Origin of the sequence: Methylomonas koyamae (assembly GCF_001644025.1) — a bacterium.
In the GTDB taxonomy this organism is placed as follows: Bacteria; Pseudomonadota; Gammaproteobacteria; order Methylococcales; family Methylomonadaceae; genus Methylomonas; species Methylomonas koyamae_A.
Genome location: NZ_LUUK01000171.1, coordinates 1 through 17735, shown reverse-complemented (window position 1 = coordinate 17735; position 17735 = coordinate 1). Strand labels below are relative to the sequence as shown.

Annotated in this window: 12 protein-coding genes; all 12 read right to left on the bottom strand. The window is 52.0% G+C overall.

What is annotated here, in order from left to right; genetic code table 11:
- A partial coding sequence (locus tag A1355_RS24605) for a hypothetical protein (RefSeq protein WP_197471803.1) occupies nucleotides 1-1089 on the bottom strand: 1089 nt, incomplete at its 3' end.
- Nucleotides 1090-1520: 431 nt separating this feature from the next.
- The gene (locus tag A1355_RS13030; RefSeq protein ID WP_157197870.1) at nucleotides 1521-3398 is read right to left on the bottom strand and encodes a protein kinase domain-containing protein; all 1878 of its coding nucleotides are present in this window, start codon (nucleotides 3396-3398) and stop codon (nucleotides 1521-1523) included.
- Nucleotides 3399-3502: 104 nt separating this feature from the next.
- Nucleotides 3503-4126, bottom strand: coding sequence for an OmpA family protein (locus tag A1355_RS13025; protein WP_064028775.1), 624 nt, complete (start codon nucleotides 4124-4126; stop codon nucleotides 3503-3505).
- A gap of 68 nt (nucleotides 4127-4194) precedes the next feature.
- Nucleotides 4195-5751: a type VI secretion system-associated protein TagF gene (gene tagF, locus A1355_RS24600; protein WP_197471802.1), complete on the bottom strand. Its 1557-nt coding sequence runs from the start codon at nucleotides 5749-5751 to the stop codon at nucleotides 4195-4197.
- Nucleotides 5748-9278, bottom strand: coding sequence for a type VI secretion system membrane subunit TssM (gene tssM / locus A1355_RS13015; protein ID WP_231883659.1), 3531 nt, complete (start codon nucleotides 9276-9278; stop codon nucleotides 5748-5750). Before tssM ends, tagF begins: the two co-directional genes overlap by 4 nt.
- Nucleotides 9279-9299: 21 nt before the next feature.
- Nucleotides 9300-10562: a type IVB secretion system protein IcmH/DotU gene (gene icmH, locus A1355_RS13010; RefSeq protein WP_231883660.1), complete on the bottom strand. Its 1263-nt coding sequence runs from the start codon at nucleotides 10560-10562 to the stop codon at nucleotides 9300-9302.
- Between the two features lie 56 nt (nucleotides 10563-10618).
- Nucleotides 10619-11959 carry a type VI secretion system baseplate subunit TssK gene (tssK, locus tag A1355_RS13005; protein ID WP_064028770.1) on the bottom strand — a complete coding sequence of 447 codons (1341 nt, stop codon included), beginning with the start codon at nucleotides 11957-11959 and terminating at the stop codon, nucleotides 10619-10621.
- Nucleotides 11960-12018: 59 nt separating this feature from the next.
- Entirely contained in the window at nucleotides 12019-13371 is a 1353-nt protein-coding gene (gene tagH, locus A1355_RS13000; RefSeq protein WP_064028768.1) for a type VI secretion system-associated FHA domain protein TagH, read from the bottom strand.
- Nucleotides 13372-13550: 179 nt separating this feature from the next.
- The gene (locus A1355_RS12995) at nucleotides 13551-13955 is read right to left on the bottom strand and encodes a hypothetical protein (RefSeq protein WP_064028766.1); all 405 of its coding nucleotides are present in this window, start codon (nucleotides 13953-13955) and stop codon (nucleotides 13551-13553) included.
- Between the two features lie 169 nt (nucleotides 13956-14124).
- Entirely contained in the window at nucleotides 14125-15369 is a 1245-nt protein-coding gene (gene amoB / locus A1355_RS12990; protein ID WP_064028764.1) for a bacterial ammonia monooxygenase, subunit AmoB, read from the bottom strand.
- Nucleotides 15370-15464: 95 nt separating this feature from the next.
- Nucleotides 15465-16214 carry a bacterial ammonia monooxygenase, subunit AmoA gene (amoA, locus tag A1355_RS12985; RefSeq protein WP_064028762.1) on the bottom strand — a complete coding sequence of 250 codons (750 nt, stop codon included), beginning with the start codon at nucleotides 16212-16214 and terminating at the stop codon, nucleotides 15465-15467.
- A 113-nt stretch (nucleotides 16215-16327) separates the two neighbouring features.
- Entirely contained in the window at nucleotides 16328-17080 is a 753-nt protein-coding gene (gene amoC, locus A1355_RS12980; RefSeq protein WP_064028760.1) for a bacterial ammonia monooxygenase, subunit AmoC, read from the bottom strand.
- Nucleotides 17081-17735: the final 655 nt, after the last annotated feature.

Genomic DNA, 17735 nt, shown 5'->3' with positions numbered 1-17735 from the left:
GCCGTTGTTGGCGCGGGCCAGGCCGCCGATCGTGCCGCTGTTGTCCAGATAGCGCGCCGCTGTCACCGCGCCGCCGGTCACGCCGAAGTTTTGAATATCCGTGCCGTTCTGGCTGCTGACGGTATCGCCGTCGGCATTGCCCAATGTCCCGCCGAATTGGTTCACCACGGTGTAAATCTTGCCGTTGCCGTCGGCGCTCAGGCCCGCGACGCCAACGGCCGAGGTACCGCCCGTCGCGTTGCCGTTGATGGTGCCGCTATTGGTCAGCACCGTGCCGGCACTGGCGTTGCCGCTGATGTCGCCGGTGTTGGTCAGGTCGGTGCCGGCCGTGGCGGAACCGTTGAGCGTGCCGGCATTGCTCAAGCTCGTGCCGGCCGTCACGCTGTCGGCTTGCAGGTTGGTGTCGCTCCCGATTTGGATCGCGCCGCTAGAACTAACAAGTGTCGCGCCTCCTCCCGTCAATGTCGTCGTCGATCCGTCTTGAATTAATAAATTCGTGCCTGAAATCGAAATAGTACCGGCACCGCCCGCCGTCACCGTCGAACCATTTAAAAGAACCTGGGAGCCTTGAATATCCACCGATCCTGAGGCGGTATTAATCGCACCGCCGCTAAGACTGACGCTTCCGGAAGGGGAAACACTCGACTTGACCCCTGCGCCGTCGGGATCAACACTCGTGAAACCGAACCCGGTAGGAGCGATGCTCAATGAACTAACATCCGTCGTGGCCAGACTAAATTCGCTAGATGAAAAACTAACCTGCGTGGCATTACCAACGTGAAACGATCCGGGCACGTTTATCGAAGCGCCCGCACCAATCACGACTCCTTCGGGATTGAACAACCAAAAGTTAGCATTGGTCAGTTGATTGCCAAAACTAACAATACCGTTGATCGTGGATGCCCCATTAGTGCCGTCAAAATTTACGCGGGCAATAACGTTATCCACAATTGAACCGGCACCGCAATTGGCGCCGGAACAAACGAAACGCGCCTCATCGGTATTTGCGGGGAGATTGAACTTAGAAAAACTGAAGAACAGATTGGATCCGGATTTGACACCATCCGTTTCACCAGTAATGGTCGTCACGCCTGAGCTCGGCGTGAGGGTATGTCCGGCTCTCAGCGTCGAATCGACAACCACTTCCCCGACCGCGTAAGCATCCACGCCATACCACACCAGCGCTAGCCCAGCAACGAGACCCAAATCCGCGGGGTGCTTACGATGGATTGCCACAACGAAACACCTCATTGGGATTAAAAGTTGCCGGCGCCTCACCTAAGGTTTAATAAAAGTGTTGCGGAACCTTAGTTTTTCGGCTCGGGAATGCGGGTTTAACGCCCGGTCGGCAGAACTGACGCAAACACGGCATCCATCCCCAACCGAACCCTCTTTTATTAATTAGCTCACATTTTTGAAAAAAACTTTAGGTAACTTTATCCAAAAGCACGAATCCGGTCAATCTAAGTTATGTCTCCAAGACACGCATCAACCCACTTAAACAATGCATCCACTGGTGGCTATTTTCGCTTGGCGACTTCGTATTGAATCCGGACCCATGTAATGCCTGGGACCTGCATCGCCGGGACTAACGAACCATCGCTATTGGCGATACTCTCGACATTTGGCAAGGCTTGCTCGCTGAAAACGGCGACGATGTTGTCGGTACCGACCGGGCCGGTGATTTCCAGCTTGAATTTGTCGGGCCGCGGCGGAATTCGGTATTCGGTGTCCGCCTTGACTTTGCCATTCTGGTATTGGTTGGGCAACAGCTCGCTGATTTCGCCGGTCGCACCGATGTAAGCCACGCGCAGATAGCCGGACTTGGCCGTATAGAGCGTCAGCTTCAGCTCCTCTCCGATCCGATACTGCGGTTTACTGGATGCCAAACTGAGAACGCCGTCGGCACTAGCCGCCTGATGCTTCGGTTCTGCGGCCTTAACAGCCTCTGCCCTGACTTCGACAACATCGACGGCTGAACGGGTATGGCCGTCCATGACCGTCAACTCCACGCGGTAATCGCCGGCTTTGTCGGGAGTCAACTCGGGATGCGCTGTATCCGCATTTTGCAAAGAAACGGCACTGCCATCCGGCATTTGCGCCAGTTTCCAGTTATAAGTCAGCGGCTGCCCGTCGCCGGATCTGGAAGCACTAGCGTCAAGTTTGACGCTGTCGCCGACGGTCGCTTGCCGATCGGCGCCGGCATCGGCCGAAGGCGGCGCCGCAACCTGAGGCGGAGCGGCGATCTGCCAACGTTGGGCGTCGGAGGCGGGCAACGGTTCCGGCGACTGCCGGGTCAACCACCAATTGGCGAGTCCGCCCGCCAAAACCAAAGCGATCGCGACGCTGCCACCGACCAATTGCGGTGACCAACCTGCTTCCGGATCGAATTGTTCCAGCCACTCTTCCAGCGCCTTGGGCCGACGCTCCTGCAGTATTTCGATGGTCGATTTCAACAATTGCCATTGGCGGCGATTCAAGCCCTTGACCGGCGCCGGCGCGAGCTTCTCCCCGCGTTGCTGCCCGATGAACACGGTAGACGCTGGTTTGCGGCCGTAGGGATGCCGGCCGGTTAATAATTCGTAAACCACTAACCCAAAAGCGTAGATGTCGTCGCGCGGATCGGCCTGGGCACCGTTCATCATCTCGAAACTGGCGTAGGGTGGCGTGTGCCCGCCTTCGACCCGGGCATTGAAAACCGTTGCGTCCGGATCGCCGCTTTGTTTGGTGCGGGTAGCGATGCCGAAATCCAGCACCTTGACGTCACCGCCCTCGGTGACGAACACGTTGGCCGGCTTGAAGTCGCTATGCACGATTCCCTTGCGATGCGCGTAGGCCAAGGCCTCGCCCATGCTCAATATCAACGGCCAGGCCCTCTTTAATGCAACACCACCGGACGCCGAGGCGTCGCGGATCAACTGGCTTAAAGACCGACCAGCCAGGTATTCCATGGACATGAACACGTGATCGCCGTCTCTATCGAAATCGTAGACCGTGATGATGTTGGGATGCGAGAGTTCCTGGGCCTTTTCGCATTCGCGCTGTAAACCTGCCACCAGCATTTCGTTCAGCGCCAGTGCGGGATTCAATACCTTGATCGCGACATAGGGGTTTTTCGACCTGGCTTCAACTTTGCGTCGATCAACGGCCTTGAACACCATACCCATACCGCCCTCGCCCAAACTTTGAATGAGCTCGAAACGGTCTTTCAGCAAATCGCCGATAGCCGGGGGGCGGGCGATTTGCTGAAACGCCGGAGGTAGCCTGTCGTTGGCGAGTTCGGTGGCCTCGTTGGCCAATACCGTGGCGTCGGAATTAGGCGCATCGGCGACTGGCACGCCCTGACCCGCGCTTGCGGTAAACAAGTGAGTTTTGTCGTCGTCTTCAGCAGGCGTCACGGACGCTCTCCGTCAACGGCTGTCATTTCGACCGGCACGGCATCAGTAGCGGGCAGATTGCTTACGCTCAAGTGAATTCTCTTCTCGTCCCGCCGAAATCGTGGCTATTGCTTACCCAGACTGACGATACGTACCCGTCGATTCGCCTCGGCGGTTGGATTTTTGGCGTCGGCCAATTCCTGTCTTCCGCGCCCTTCAATCTGAATCGCATTGCCGGCAATACCGAATTTATCGATCAAATACGCCTTAACCGCCTCCGCGCGCCGCCTCGACAATTCGATATTGAATTGATCACCCCCGACAACATCCGTATGACCTTCGATCCGATATTTGATCCCTTCCAGTTCGCCGGAAGCCAAGGCCTTACCGACCGGCTCCAACTGAGTCTTGGCCTGGGCATTCAGGGTCGCTGAGTTATAGTCGAACAAAATCTCCATCGAAATAGCCTTCTCGGCCACCGTCGTCGGTAACTGCACCTTACGACCGGTGGCTTTGTCGATATTGCTGATTTTCTTCAGCCCCCTGACATTCTCTAACTCGGACTCGGGTACGTCCTGGTAATCGTCGGCATCCGCCGGTGCCGGCTGCGCCGCCGGTTCCTTGAAATGTTCGATAATCTCGTTGGGATTGGGAGTAGCCTTACCGAAGTTTTTGTCTTCGGCCCAGACCTCGGTAGCCAGCAATCCGGCAATTACCGTTAAACCCAACCAACTGGCGTTATTGTTCATGGCCTTCCCCCTGCTTTCCAAAAAATGAGTATAAAACTATCACCGCTCGCGAAGCCACTCAACCGCAGTCATGCCCACTCGGCGACGACGACGGTAATATTGTCCCGACCCGTGCGATTTAGCGCGGCATTGATCAAGGCTTCCGCAACCGTTTGGCAGCTGGCACCGGCCAACATGTCGGCAATTTCATCGTCAGCCAGCTCCTTATCCAATCCGTCGCTACATAACAGATAACGGTCACCGGCTTCGGCAACGAAGCGCAGTGTATCCAGTTCCAACTTGCTCTGACCGCCGACTGCCCGAGTAATTACGTTGGCGCCGACTTGCTGCAAGGCGTCTTCTCGGCTCATCAAACCGGTTTCCATCAATTCGTCCAATAATGTGTGGTCGCGGGTGACCTGCTCTATCCGGCCGGCCCGAAACCGGTACAAGCGGCTGTCCCCGGCCCAGACCGCCGCGCACTGGCTCCCCCTGGCCAGCAGCACTACCACGGTGGTACCGATCACCGCACCTTGCTGCAAACTTAGCGCAAAGCGGCACAAATCGTCGTTGACCTTAATCAAACGACTACCGACCCAGGCAATTTCCGCATCCAAGTCGGCCAATTCAGGCATTTCCGCGAGACTGTCTACCAACAGGCGGCTAGCCAAATCGCCGGACTGGTGGCCGCCCATACCGTCGGCCACCACCCATAAACCCTGGCCTGGTCGACACAGCATCGCGTCCTCGTTGTGTTTACGCTTGTTGCCCACCACGGTAATCCCGTGAGAATTCCAAGCCAAACTCGGCACAACGCCGGATAACTCCGGCAGCGGTGGCAGCGGTGGCAGCGGCGGCGGCGGCGGCGGCTCCGAATTCACGCCACCGACGGCCTCGGAAACCGGCGGCGTCGCAAGACTGAAAACCTGGCACTGCCAAGCATTGCTGTGGCGCGGCGCGCCTTGTAGGAAACCAGCGTAGGCATCGAGTGGCGGCAAACCTTCGCAATACAAAAAATTCGGCCGGCCCTGTTGAGTGCCATGACAAGCCCATAGGCTGTAATTGCCCAAATAGCGGTCAAGCAACACCTGACTCAAGCGCGGAAACACGTTGCCCACCTGCGCCAATGAGTCCAGGTCGAAGCGAACCGCTTGCTTAGCGGCACCTACGCGTTCTCCCGTGGAATCCAGCGCGAACTGACCGGCCGACGCCGCATCGATCGCCAGAATCTCGTGATCAAAGCCATCCAGATCAAACTGTTCGGCCAAGCCGGCCAAAGCCGCCTCCTCCAAACGGGAAAACCAATCGGACTCCGGCAAAAACAAAGCTGAAACGGCATTGGCACCGACCGCCTGCGCCAAGGTCAGCGGATAATAACGCCCCACTCGGTCGACGCTGGGCATCATCACGCCAGCCCAAGCCGACGGCCCGCAAAGGCCGGGACTAAGTGTGAAGCGCCAAATCGGGCTGACCAGAAATAGCGAAAGCCACTGGTCGCCCAACATTTCCTGGCTGGCACGCAACGATCCTTGCAGCCATTGATCCCAGGGATCGATAAACTGTCTGGGCAAGCGCCGACTGACAAAATCGCCCAGCGCCGGCACTTTGCCGAAAAAACCGACGCGGTGATTTTCCGGAACGCTCACAACGACTCCGGACAACGAAAAGTTTGGTACTCGCTGATGCCGAACGGGTTATTGACGCTAGCGGCACGCAGCTCGAAACGGGCGCTATAACCCTCCAATTGCACGGTCAAATTGAAGCGGTCCGGCAGACTAGTCGGCTCGATATTGAATTCGTCCAGCATCCGAAATAAAGCCCATGCCCCTTCCTTAGTTCGACTGACTTGCTTGCCGTCCAAGGCTTCGAACACGACCCGAACCCCGGCACTGTTGTTGGTGCCGGGCCATTGGAATTTGGTCAACTGCTCCGGACCATGGCGGTAGACCAGCTCCTGGCCTTCGACATTCAGCCGAAAAGTCCCGATCCGGTCGTCCAGGGTCAACGGTTTTAACTCGAATTGCACTTGCGGCACCGCCCCGCCGTTCGGGAAAAACGCGTCGCGAATTTTGGCGGCAATTTGGAATTGGCGGATGCTCGCCGGCGCCAAGCCCAGTGCGTTATCGGAGGCCAACTCCCGCCATTGCACCTGCGCGGTATCGACAAAGGCCTTCAGATTGGTGTTGAAAAATTGATCTACCACGCCGTTTGCGGCAAAGACCTTGCCGAAGTCGGCCATCAACACGTCTTGCGGAGTGTTTTTTGCGAACGGGTAGCGACCGGTCAATGCGGCTTTGCACGGCAAACTGACCGAAGTCTTCAACAAATCGTTCAACTGGCCCTTGGCGCCCGTCTTGATTTGCTGGCCGCCAGTCGCGGTCAATGCGTTCAACGACGCGGCGATCGGACCTGGCAAACGCGCGAACTCCATTTTGGCGGCTTGGATGGGATCGATGCCGCCGCCGGCGGCTTTGGCGGCCTCGGTGGACAGTGCCTGGCCTCCGGCATTACTGGCCGCGCCGATCTGCATCAGATAGTCGTGCAAATTCTTCAGACTGGTCAGGGTAGATGCTATCGGCGCAGGCCTATCGGCCGCGCCGCGCACTTGTAAGTTGAAGGGCTCGAAATAAGCCTCCAAAGCTTTAACCGGATCAATACCGCTGTCGCCTTGCTTGGCCATGGCTAGCAACTTTTGGGTTGCCGCTTCCGGAACGGCTAACCCGCCGCCGGCCGCTTTGGTCAAACTATCCGCCAGATTGGCCGACAGCTTGCTCAACGAGGTATTTTTCTCGACCAACTCCAGCAGCAGTTTTAACGGCGAATCGGGTCGGGACAGCAGATCCAAGGTATCGACCAGTTGCGTCGTGCTCGGTTGCGGTCGAAACTTGACCGCCGTCAGCACGCCATCCCACGTCTTTTGATAATCGGCCAGATACAGGCGTTTGAAGTCGCCGTACAGGCGATCCAATTCCAACACCGTATCGGTGGCACTGACACCCAGCACCCAATTTTGCGAGGCGGCTTCCTTGACGTAATCCATGCCTTTCTTTAAAAACCAGTCAGTATAGCCGTACCCGGTAAACAAACCGGGCACAATCAGACTATCCAGGCCCTTGCCATTGGCGGCGGAAAATACGCGATCGCCGTTCGGCGCCAATTGGCCGGCCAATATGACATCGTGATCGTGATCGAATAGGGCTTCGCTTTTGAAGCGGCTATAAACTTGGTTGACCAGCGGTACTTGGGTGAGTTTATTACGAACCGACGTGACGAAGCTGTTATCGATGGTTGCCGAATCCAAGTCGAGCGCCAGCAAATTGTCCAAGTGAGTCAGCAACTGGGCCTGCGTTTCGGGGTCCGTGGAAAACTGATGCTCCCAATCCAGCTTAACCCAGGGTTGCGCGACCTTGATATCCATGCGCTTCGGATCGCCGAACATCAGGTATACGCGCAACAACTGATATAACACATCCAGATTAGCGCCTTCGTCGCCCTGCATACGTTCCTTTAAGCGCACGACAACTAACGGCAAGAAGTTATCCCTCAGCAGTTTTTCGTAGGCCACATTGACACCGGCTTCGATCTTGTCGCCCTGGTACAGGCCGAAACCCCCACTCCAACCCACTTGGCGATAAACCTCTCGTGCATCGGTAAGAGCATTGAGTTTGGGCAACAACGCGACAAATCCACTACGGGTGTCCGTGCCGACCGCATTGCTGGCGCGAAACGCGGCTACATGTTTCTCGACTTCAGCCAGCGCCAGTTTATTTGCTGTCAGACTAACAAACCAGCAAACCACGGCAATAGCGACGACGCCCGCCGTGGCGGCGTAAGCGCCAAGCGACAACAATCGATAGCGGCGTTCGATCTTCGGATCGACACCCACCAAATCGGCTTCCGGGAATACGACCTGTTTGAGCAATTTGCCGAGAAAGAAACTCTTGCCGCGTCCGCTCATCATCGGCACGGCCTGACGTTCCAAGCGAAAGCTGCTCGCCAAGGCTGACAACACCCGGTCGATAGGCGTGCCTTCTTGAGTACCGCTACTGAAATAAACCCCGCGTAGTAAAAACGGCTCCTCGTATCGGCTAACCGCAAACGTAGTTTCGAGAAATTGCAAAGCTGACGATTTCAACAACATCATTTGCTGCGGAAAATCGAATATCGCCGCACGGCGTTGTAGGTCGCGCTCTTCTTGCATGCGCTTCAGGCGGCGCTGCAGCAAGCGGTCCACCAATTCGTCGTACGCGAGCCGAAATTGATCGAGGTGCTGCGGCAGGTCTTGAACGCCCGCTCCCGGCGCAAAAGTTTCACCCCATACCTGTCCACGCTCGTCCTCGCTCAGATTGGCATAAAAGTCGGTAAACCCGGCCAGCAAATCAGTTTTGGTGAACAATACATAAACGGGCAACTGCACGCCCAATTGGCCGTTTAGTTCCATGATACGCTGGCGCACAGCCGTGGCATGCTGGCGAATTTCTTCCTCGGTTTGCCGCATTAAATCGCCGACGCTGACGGCGACGAAAACCCCGTTTAACGGCCTACGCGGCCGGTATTTTTTTAACAACTGCAAAAAGCCGTGCCAAGCCGATGCATCGACCTGCTGATGGCTATCTTGGGTTGTGTATCGACCGGCGGTATCTAACAGCACCGCTTCGTCGCTAAACCACCAATCACAATCTCGGGTCCCGCTGACGCCTTTAATCGCATGTTTGCCCAAGCGCTCGGCCAGAGGAAAATGCAAGCCGGAGTTGATTAGTGCGGTAGTTTTACCGGAGCCCGGCGCACCGATGATGGCGTACCAGGGTAGCTCGTACAAATACTGGCTACCGCGCGATTTACCGGTCGGCGTTTTTAATAGCTGTAGGGCATCCTCAAAACCGCGCCGCAGCACGTCCAATTCCGCTTCGCTGGCGGAAGCCGCGTCGTTGGCATCGGCCGTCGCTAAGTCCGCGATCAGTTTTTTCTCGCGGTTGGTCGAGAGTACCTTATGCAGCATACGATATGCCAACCAGACAGCGACCAAAATCCCTATCGCCAACCAGCGAGCCCATTCGGACTCCAACGGAACTGCTCCGGCTATCGCAATCAACGGACCGATAAACCAGATCAGCAGCGCAACGGCAAGCACGCCAAGCAGTTCCAGCACCCATTTTGTTTTCAAGAAAACCATAATCCGTCCCACGCGGCTATCTCACTTCACCAAAATATCGACACGACGATTGAACGCCCGGTGTTCCGGGCTATCGTTAGGCTCCAGCGGCTCTCCGTCAGCCCGGCCTTCGGCTCGGGCAGTGCCTGCCAATTGGGCCGACTGTTGCAAAATAGTCAATACGTTTTTTGCCCTAGCGGTGGACAGACTCCAATTGGACGGGAATTTGGCCGACACAATGGGCTTATCATCGGTGTGGCCGGTTACTAATATACTCTCCTGACCATTTTCCAGCTCCTTGGCGATTTTCTTGAGCATTGGCAGAAACTCGGGTTTCACCTGATCGCTACCGGATGGAAACGAATTACGGACGCGAATGACGCTATCATCGACAACTTCTACCATATTCGCGGCGATTTCGTCCTTCAGCAGCGGCTTGAACCTCTCCAGATGCGGCACGGCTTTTACTTGCGTTTGAGCAGATTGCGCCGCGGACGTATCAACGGTAGTTTGGGCTGGCGCGGCGGTCAACGTTAATAAATCTCGGTATACCGGGTCTGAAGTCGAATTGATCCAATAGGCAAACCCTAGATAGCACAGTATCAGCAAACCCGCCGCCACCGCTCCGAATATCCAGAGGGGAACCTGCTTCATCAAGTTGCTTTTTCCAGTATTTTGGCCGCGCCAGCGTGGCGACAACTCCGGTTCAAAGTCGCCCCGAACTCGTTGGATGAGCTGATATAACTCCAAGCGCTGGCGCTCTATATCGTTTAAACCATTCGGAATAACTCGGTATTTCCCTTCGAACCCAAAACTCATTAATACATAGCAAAACTCCAATAATGACAAGCTTTGCGCCGGCTGCTTGACCAGATAATCGACGATTTGAAAAAAACGCTCTCCACCCCAGGCCTCCTTATGAAACACGATTAACAAGCTCTGGTGCCCCCAGTTACTTTGACTGCCCCAAGGGGTGTTTTGAATGATTTCATCCAGAAACGTACATAAACAATAGCTGGCCATTCGGCCTTGTTCAGTCGGAATGCCGGCGGCCAAGGTGCGGTTTTCGAACTCGCGCACCTCCTTTCCCAATTTCTGCTTGAGTTCATCAACCGCAGGGTAGCTTACCGTTTGTTTCAATCTGGACGCTAGTGACAACAAGCCCGCAGCCAAATCGACCAAGGAGCCGGATTGCCTAAACGGCAAGGCCTCTATCAAGTTGACAGGCGCCTGAATATTTAGGGGGGGCTGAATCTGAGCGGCTGGCCGGCTGGCGCCGACATCCGGTGATCGCCCGCCAGGCATGGGCCGAAGTACGGTTTTGTCGTCGTCACCGAAAGGTCCACCTTGCACCATAATCATCACCCTTTTTTGATGGCCCAAAATTCCAATTCCAAGCCTGGAAAATTACCGCCGATATGGAAAGCGAAACCACCTGAATCCGCCATCTTCTTCCAGTACGGACTATGTTTGTCGAGTTCGAAATATGAATAGCCGGCGTGATAGGGCAGCTGTCTTGGGGCGACCGGTAGTGGGTGAATAGAGATTCCAGGTAGCGCCGCTGTCACTAGTTGAGTGATTTCTTCGACGGGACCTATTTTGACTTGTGGCGGAAAGTGAGTACGTAGCATTTCCGACGAAATCTGCGCGCCTGCCGCCAACACGTATATCGCACTATCCAACAGTTTGACGTCTGGACGACCGGAGTAGTAAACGGATTGACTATGTTTGTTTAGCGGAATCTGGATGGCGTTCTGCTCAAGCACCATACTCAGTAACCGACGTAATTCTTCGATCAACGGAATGAAGCTTAACCGTAAATCGTCATGCTGGTAGTCCGGCATTTTCGCCGGACGCTTATTCTGCCTGTAAAAAGTTGAGAGGTCTCCCATGATTTGCAAGCTTAGACTAAACATGCTTTCCGGGTGGAGACTCGTTTCGTTGGCTAAGTGCTGAAGCAGTGGTTGGTAGCGATTGATAGTTTGCAGCAACATGAAATCGGCGACTTCCGCAACCCCGGCACCTTGCGATGCGCCGGATACTCGCGAGGCCAAAGCTTCCCCACGAGTGTGTAACAAACCGTTCAGTTCTCGTAAAAAGCCGGATAATAAGCCGCACGCACCCGCCTTTAAAACAGGGGGTATATAGTTTTCATCCAGTAGCACAGTTTTATCCGCGCGAACTTCAATTATTCGAGCAACGCCCAAACACAAAAAACCCGAGCGCTCCTCGCTTTCCAACATTAAGCGCGGGCGAATAACCCCAATTTGAACCGGGTAGCGTCCATCATTCCCAGCATTGCTATCTCTCACATCCCTAGTTGCTATCCGGTAACGAGCCAATGAATCGGGCGTATGCTCGTCATCGGTTTCCGCAGCTTCTGACCGACGCATAGGCAAGGCTAAATAGACCCGTTCGTCAGTAGTCCCTGATGGTATATCCAGTGGTAACGGTAATTCGTCTTCCGTAGGCAGATTATATGGTGTACCGTCTTGGAAGATTCCCCTTGCCCTTAACAGGCAGATTTTTCCAATCGCCAATGATCCGTGATCAATTTCCAGGGCAGAATAACCCCAATCGAATGCACGAATGCCATGGCAGCGTCCGTCTATCCGCGCTTCCAAATAGCGATCATGCTGCTGGAAATGTTGCGGGCGAAGAAACATACCCTCGGACCAAACGATCCTGTTGTTATTAGACATATTTAGTCAAACATTTTGCTAGTTACAGGGAAGTCGTTTAGCGCTCCGCTCCCGGCCTTTTACCGGCGCATGAGCAATTTCATTTGCATTTCATACGCGTTAGCGAATTCTTCACCGAAGAAATCCTCTTGTGCCGATTTTGTCAAATGCGGATAGGCTTCGCAGTATTGATCCCAACATTTCGCTTTCTTTTGAAACACGATACCTTCACCGAGTGACTTTTCGAATAAATCTGGATCGAAACGTTTTAATATCGCGACAAGCGATGCCTGTATTCCGGCAGTCATGGCCATTTGATGCGAACTAATGTCGTTATACGCCTCATCCACCGCTGATTTCGGGTCGATAAACGCTGGATTTCCAGGCATTAACATGAGTTTCAGCACGCTTTCGACATCCGGGTTAAATTTTAACGGGTTGTTGTCGAATGATTTGATAGTCGTCACCGAAACTCTGAATTCGCTTTTCATTTCTGCCCGGGCCCTTAACACGTCCATTAGGCCTACAGTTAAACTCCGGAATAATATCCCAGCTGTCCGCATAACTTCGGGCCATTGCTCGGGCGATGAAAACGCCGCTTCGTGCACACCTGCGCCTTCCAAAAAACATGAGAGTAGGTGTTTCGTGTCGGTTGCCGTTCCGGATACCGCATCTTCATCTGAAGACTTTGCTACGGTAAACGGTTTTGGAGCCTCGGGGAAAGAAGGCGAAGGTTGCGCCACACTGGATTTCGGTGCCTCTACCTCAAACTGCTTAATCTCAGGTATCTCCCTTGGTGCATCAATACAGAAATCAGGGGCACTCTGAAAGGGTGATAGTTCCGATTCGTCACTACTTTTTGCCAGCGCATCGAGTCCCTTCAATAAATCTCCAATATCCTTAGGCGCATCTCCAACACTTAATGCCGGAGGAGGTGTAAAGCTATCATTAAAGGAAGAAGATATTAGCTCTTCGGCGAACGCATTTTTTTGAAACGGAGCAATGTCATCTTGCACAGCGGCAAACGGAGAGTTATCCGCACTGAAAGGGCCCGGTATTGAAAACTCAAACGCTCCGCTTGTGTTTTCAGTTACCGGCGAAGTAATTGGCTCGCTAACTCGATAGTTAGCGATAAGCTCGTACTCACCGATACGTATTAAGGAATTATCAGGCAATAAGTGTAATTCATTATTTAACGTTAGTCCCTCATTGACCAAGTGTGTGCCGTTTTTACTGGCATCTTGGATATAAAAGCAGTTGGCTTGAAAAGAGATATTCGCGTGGTGACCGGATATAAAGCTCTCTGGATCAACCAAGACTAACGTATTTCCCGGCTTTCTGCCTATCGTCCCGCCTTTCTCATCGAATTCCGCGTTCAGCGGTTGAGCAATAGGCACCCCTTTATAAGTCAGCACTTGCAGAGTGAGGTTCATAAAGTTTGCGTTTACCTAACTTTGACAAAATATCCAAATTGTGAACGACGGCTTGCTTCGAAACATAGCCGAAGGTTTGTTCTTCATTTTTCTGCGTCGTAAAGTGTAGTGCACATTTTATCCCCTGTGCGATACGTATTAACCAGATACAAGCTTGGCTACTGAGTTATCGGCAAATCTTATTTTTGCGGATTACTCTCTTCGGTGCCGGTCACCTGATTCGACATACATTCAACTACGCTCTCGGTGTAATTTGAATGTGCATCCGCAAGTTTTTTTGGATCACCAAAGTCGCTTCTCAATTCCGATAGCGTTTTTTTAGGATCAGGAGATTTATTCAAGCTCAACATTTTTGTGTAATTTTTGTAGGCTACTCGACGTACTGGATCTAATAAGAACAATCCAGGCATATTGCTTGACGTTGAAGCTACTACGCAATTAGTCATAATCTCCGGTGATATTCTGTAATCCTGTATGTCCTTATCTGCTTTCATTTGTTCTAATACGGCTAGTTTATAGTCTTCTTTTTCCGAACATCCTGCCAAGATAGTTACTGACAGTACAATTAATAAGATTTTTTTCATGCCTTGCTCTTAAATAATCCTGTTACAACCTCAATCCGTGCTACACATTTAAGCCTTGGGCATTGCGTTGCCTGGCAAATTAAAGACACAGATTAAAAAAAAACCCCCGCTATTTTTCAATAGCGAGGGCTTTCAATCCTCTAAGCTTTTACGCTTAGACTTTCATTAATTAGATGAAAGTCGGGATCAGCGGAGCGTCAATAGTTACCAATTGACGGCTGCCGTTAGCATCCCAGAAGAACAACAGACCAGCGAAGCGGCTGTCTGGATCGTAGATCAAGTCGGCCAGACGGTATACTTCCCAAGCAGCGTCAGAAGCTGTAACTTCGACAGTGCGGGTTTCGCCTGGAGCCAGAGGGCTGTTATCGCTAACAGTCAGGCCTTCTTCAGCCAACAAGTCGTCAGGATAAGCTGTATCGTCTTCATGAACCGCAGGATCCAGGAAGCGAACACCCGCTGTGTTGAACTCGCCCAAACGAACAGGAGAATCACCGTTGTTGGTGATAGTCAAGGTCATTTGCATCGCACGACCAGGTACACGGTAAGAAGCGTCATCAACTTTTACAGAAACAGTAGCTTCTGGCATTTGATAAGTTTTCATACCACGCAACAAACCAGCTTGCAGCGGAGTTGTTACAGGGTATTTTTCGTTGGTTGTGCCCATTGAGGCGGCAACGATAACCATAGTACCAACTGCGAACAGCATACCAACTTTTTTGTCACCAGCTGAGATCAAAGAATCTGCTTTACCGGTGCTTACAGCGATATGACGTGGAACGAACAGAGGACGTTTGATCCAGAACAGCAACCAAGCGAACGCAATTACGAACCATACTGCGTGCCAGAAATAGACGTTATCCAGAGCGTAGTGTTCCAGGTCTATGGTTTGGCCGGTCAGAGTGGTAACAGGGTTTACGAATTCTTTCATTGAACCGGTAATGGTTACCCATTTACCAGGACCGATGATAGGACCACCGCCTTGTACGTTCATCATGGAATGAACGTGCCAGTCGCCAGGACGACGAGCTTTCAGCAGAACTTTAAATTCGTATACTTCACCCAATTCCAAGGAAACTGAACGAGGAACCAGTTGACCACCAATCCAAGAACCAGCACGAATAAATACTGGACCAGGAATACCAACGTTCAAGAACGAAACTTCTGGTTTATCAACGGTTTCAGGCCAACCTGCGAATACCAGGAACTTACCAGAAATGGTCATCGTTTCGTTAACAGGTACTTCTTCTTTTGACCAGTTCAAGTCAAACCAGTGAATAGTCCGCATCCGCATAAACGCAGCCTGTGACTTTTCACCATGAGCAGATGCCGTTGGAGCGTAAAACATCGCTGCTGTCATTGCGACCAACAGTGCGACAAAGGACAGTTTTGCAACTTTGTCTTTTATTATTTTCATATTTCCTCCTCTATCACTAGAGAATTTAAATTAAGACTTTCTGGCAATCTATGTGTAATTAAATTGCCAGCTTCATTTTTATCGAACCGTTCTAATTAAGAAGCGTCGTCAGCGATGAAATCGGTTTTAGCAAACCATCTGCCGAAGAAATGCCACAAGAAGTAGATGATGATAGAAACGAAACCGGAGAAGAACGCTGATACAGGAGCAACGTCTTTACCGAAAGTTCTTAAAGTACCTTTCTCAACCATCCGGATGTACTCAGGAGTACCGGTACGAACATAGTGATAACCTTGCAAGTCAGCCAAAGTCATCATCATACCGTTGTACTCTACAGGAACGTGCAGAGGTGCGATTACTGGCCAGTTACCTGGGTAGAACAACAGACCATAAGCAAGGCCACCAACTACCGCAGTCAAAGTCATGCTGTTGCCCAACATCAGGATTGTATCCAGCACGATTGCGCCAGGAATCAGGTTTGAAGGGAAGCAGATGTTGACTGGGAAGTATGTCCAACCCCAGAAGTTCATGTAACGGTTAATCCACTCACCAATCATCAGAGCAACAACAGACAGAGTTGCGCCGACTGGCAAACGGTATCTCCACCACAAGCATGCTTGAACGGCCGCAGGGAAAGTAATAGAAACGATAGGCGCCACGGTTACCCACAGACGTCTATCTTTCCAGTCGGTCCAGAAGTCCCAGTCACCACCGGTCAACATGTAGTGAATGTGATAACCGCCCAGAACCGCTGTGAACAGTGTAAAAAGAATCATCCAGTCAAACGTACGGGAAACTTGTACCGCTTCCGCACGAGAACGTACAGCTGATTGAGATGCGCTCATTAGCTTACCTCCTAAAGAATTAAAATTATATTTTTTACCACTCTCTTATCCTGCTCCGACCAATGGCGGACCGGAGCAAGAAAGGAGATAGTTTTTACTTTTAAAAGCCTGAATTAAGCCAGGTCTTTTTTCAGCAATTTGGTAATTGCCATTACTTCGGTGTTCACAACACCCATTATAGCCAGAGCAGCCCAACCAAAGAATACGAAACCGTAGTGCAAAGGCGCAACGAACAACTCTTCCATAAACCAGAATGTGTGACCCCATTCATTCAAACCAACGTTTGGCAGAATCATGAATGGACCGATAACTGCGATCAAATACATCAGGTGCAAACCTTCTTGATAGGTAGGCAGTCTGGTTTTTGCGTACATGAAAGAAGCAGAACCAGTAATGATGTAGATTGGGTAAGACAGATAGAACTCGATGATGTGACTTGGGGTAAAGTCGGTATCACGAACGATGGTTTGGTGCCATGTGCCATCTTGCTCGGTGAAGTAAGAAGCACCCCAGTAGATTGCCCAACCGTAGCAAACCAACCAAGTCCAGTGAGTAAAGTGACGACGCAGCTCTTCACGTGGAGTGATCGACATTACTTTACGGTCACGAGTTTTCCAGATATAGCCGTTGATACCTGCGAACAGGATAACTTCGACTACGATCTCGATGTACAGCATATTCATCCAGTATGTTTCGAACTCAGGCGCGAATGAGTCCAGACCAGCTGACCAGCCGTAAACGCCTTCGTACCAACGAATGAATGAATAAAAACCCAAGTACAGTGCGATGCCTGCCCACAGGTTTTTTTGATTTAAAAGCGGTGCTTCCGCAGCATCAGCCTTAACTGATTCAGTTGTAGCAGCCATTTCTACCTCCTAAAAGATTGTCTAAATCCCCGATCATATCGGGAGTTCTTTGTTTTTCCTGAATTCAAGCCTTCTAAATTAAGAAGACACCCCCTCCCTTGAGGTGCGAGGCAGTCTACCATCTTGCAAATCCTTGTCAAGTCAATTCATCGTTTCCTACAATAAGTGCTTGCGCCCGCCTAAACAGCATATTACGTTCAGCCGCATCGTCGAATCTGGTTTAGCTCTCCGACCATAAATTTGGATACTTAACGCATCGCTCTGTTGGCAAATTGGCAAATGAAAACGCCCAGTTGGTAGCGGTCAGACCGCTTCTAAAGTCCATACAGCAATACATACATGAAATCGCTCTTATTCTGGTATTCTTGGCATATGTTCGGTGGAAATCGCAAGAAAAGCATTTTTGGCCGGTAGATGGACATTATTTCAGTCTTTTTGGATCTGGTTTGAATTCGCTTGTTGTTGTGCCATCTGCGTCTTAACGAAGCATTCCCAACCGAATACCTAGCCACACCTTATAAAAATCTAGTAGCGCGGCTTGAAGCTTATTTCACCTTGCGCTCAAGGGCGTTGGAACGAGCGATGGGCTATCGTTCAAGATAAGTCGCCAAATAGACAGTTACTAATCGAGCAAGACAAAAAAAGCCCGCCTATT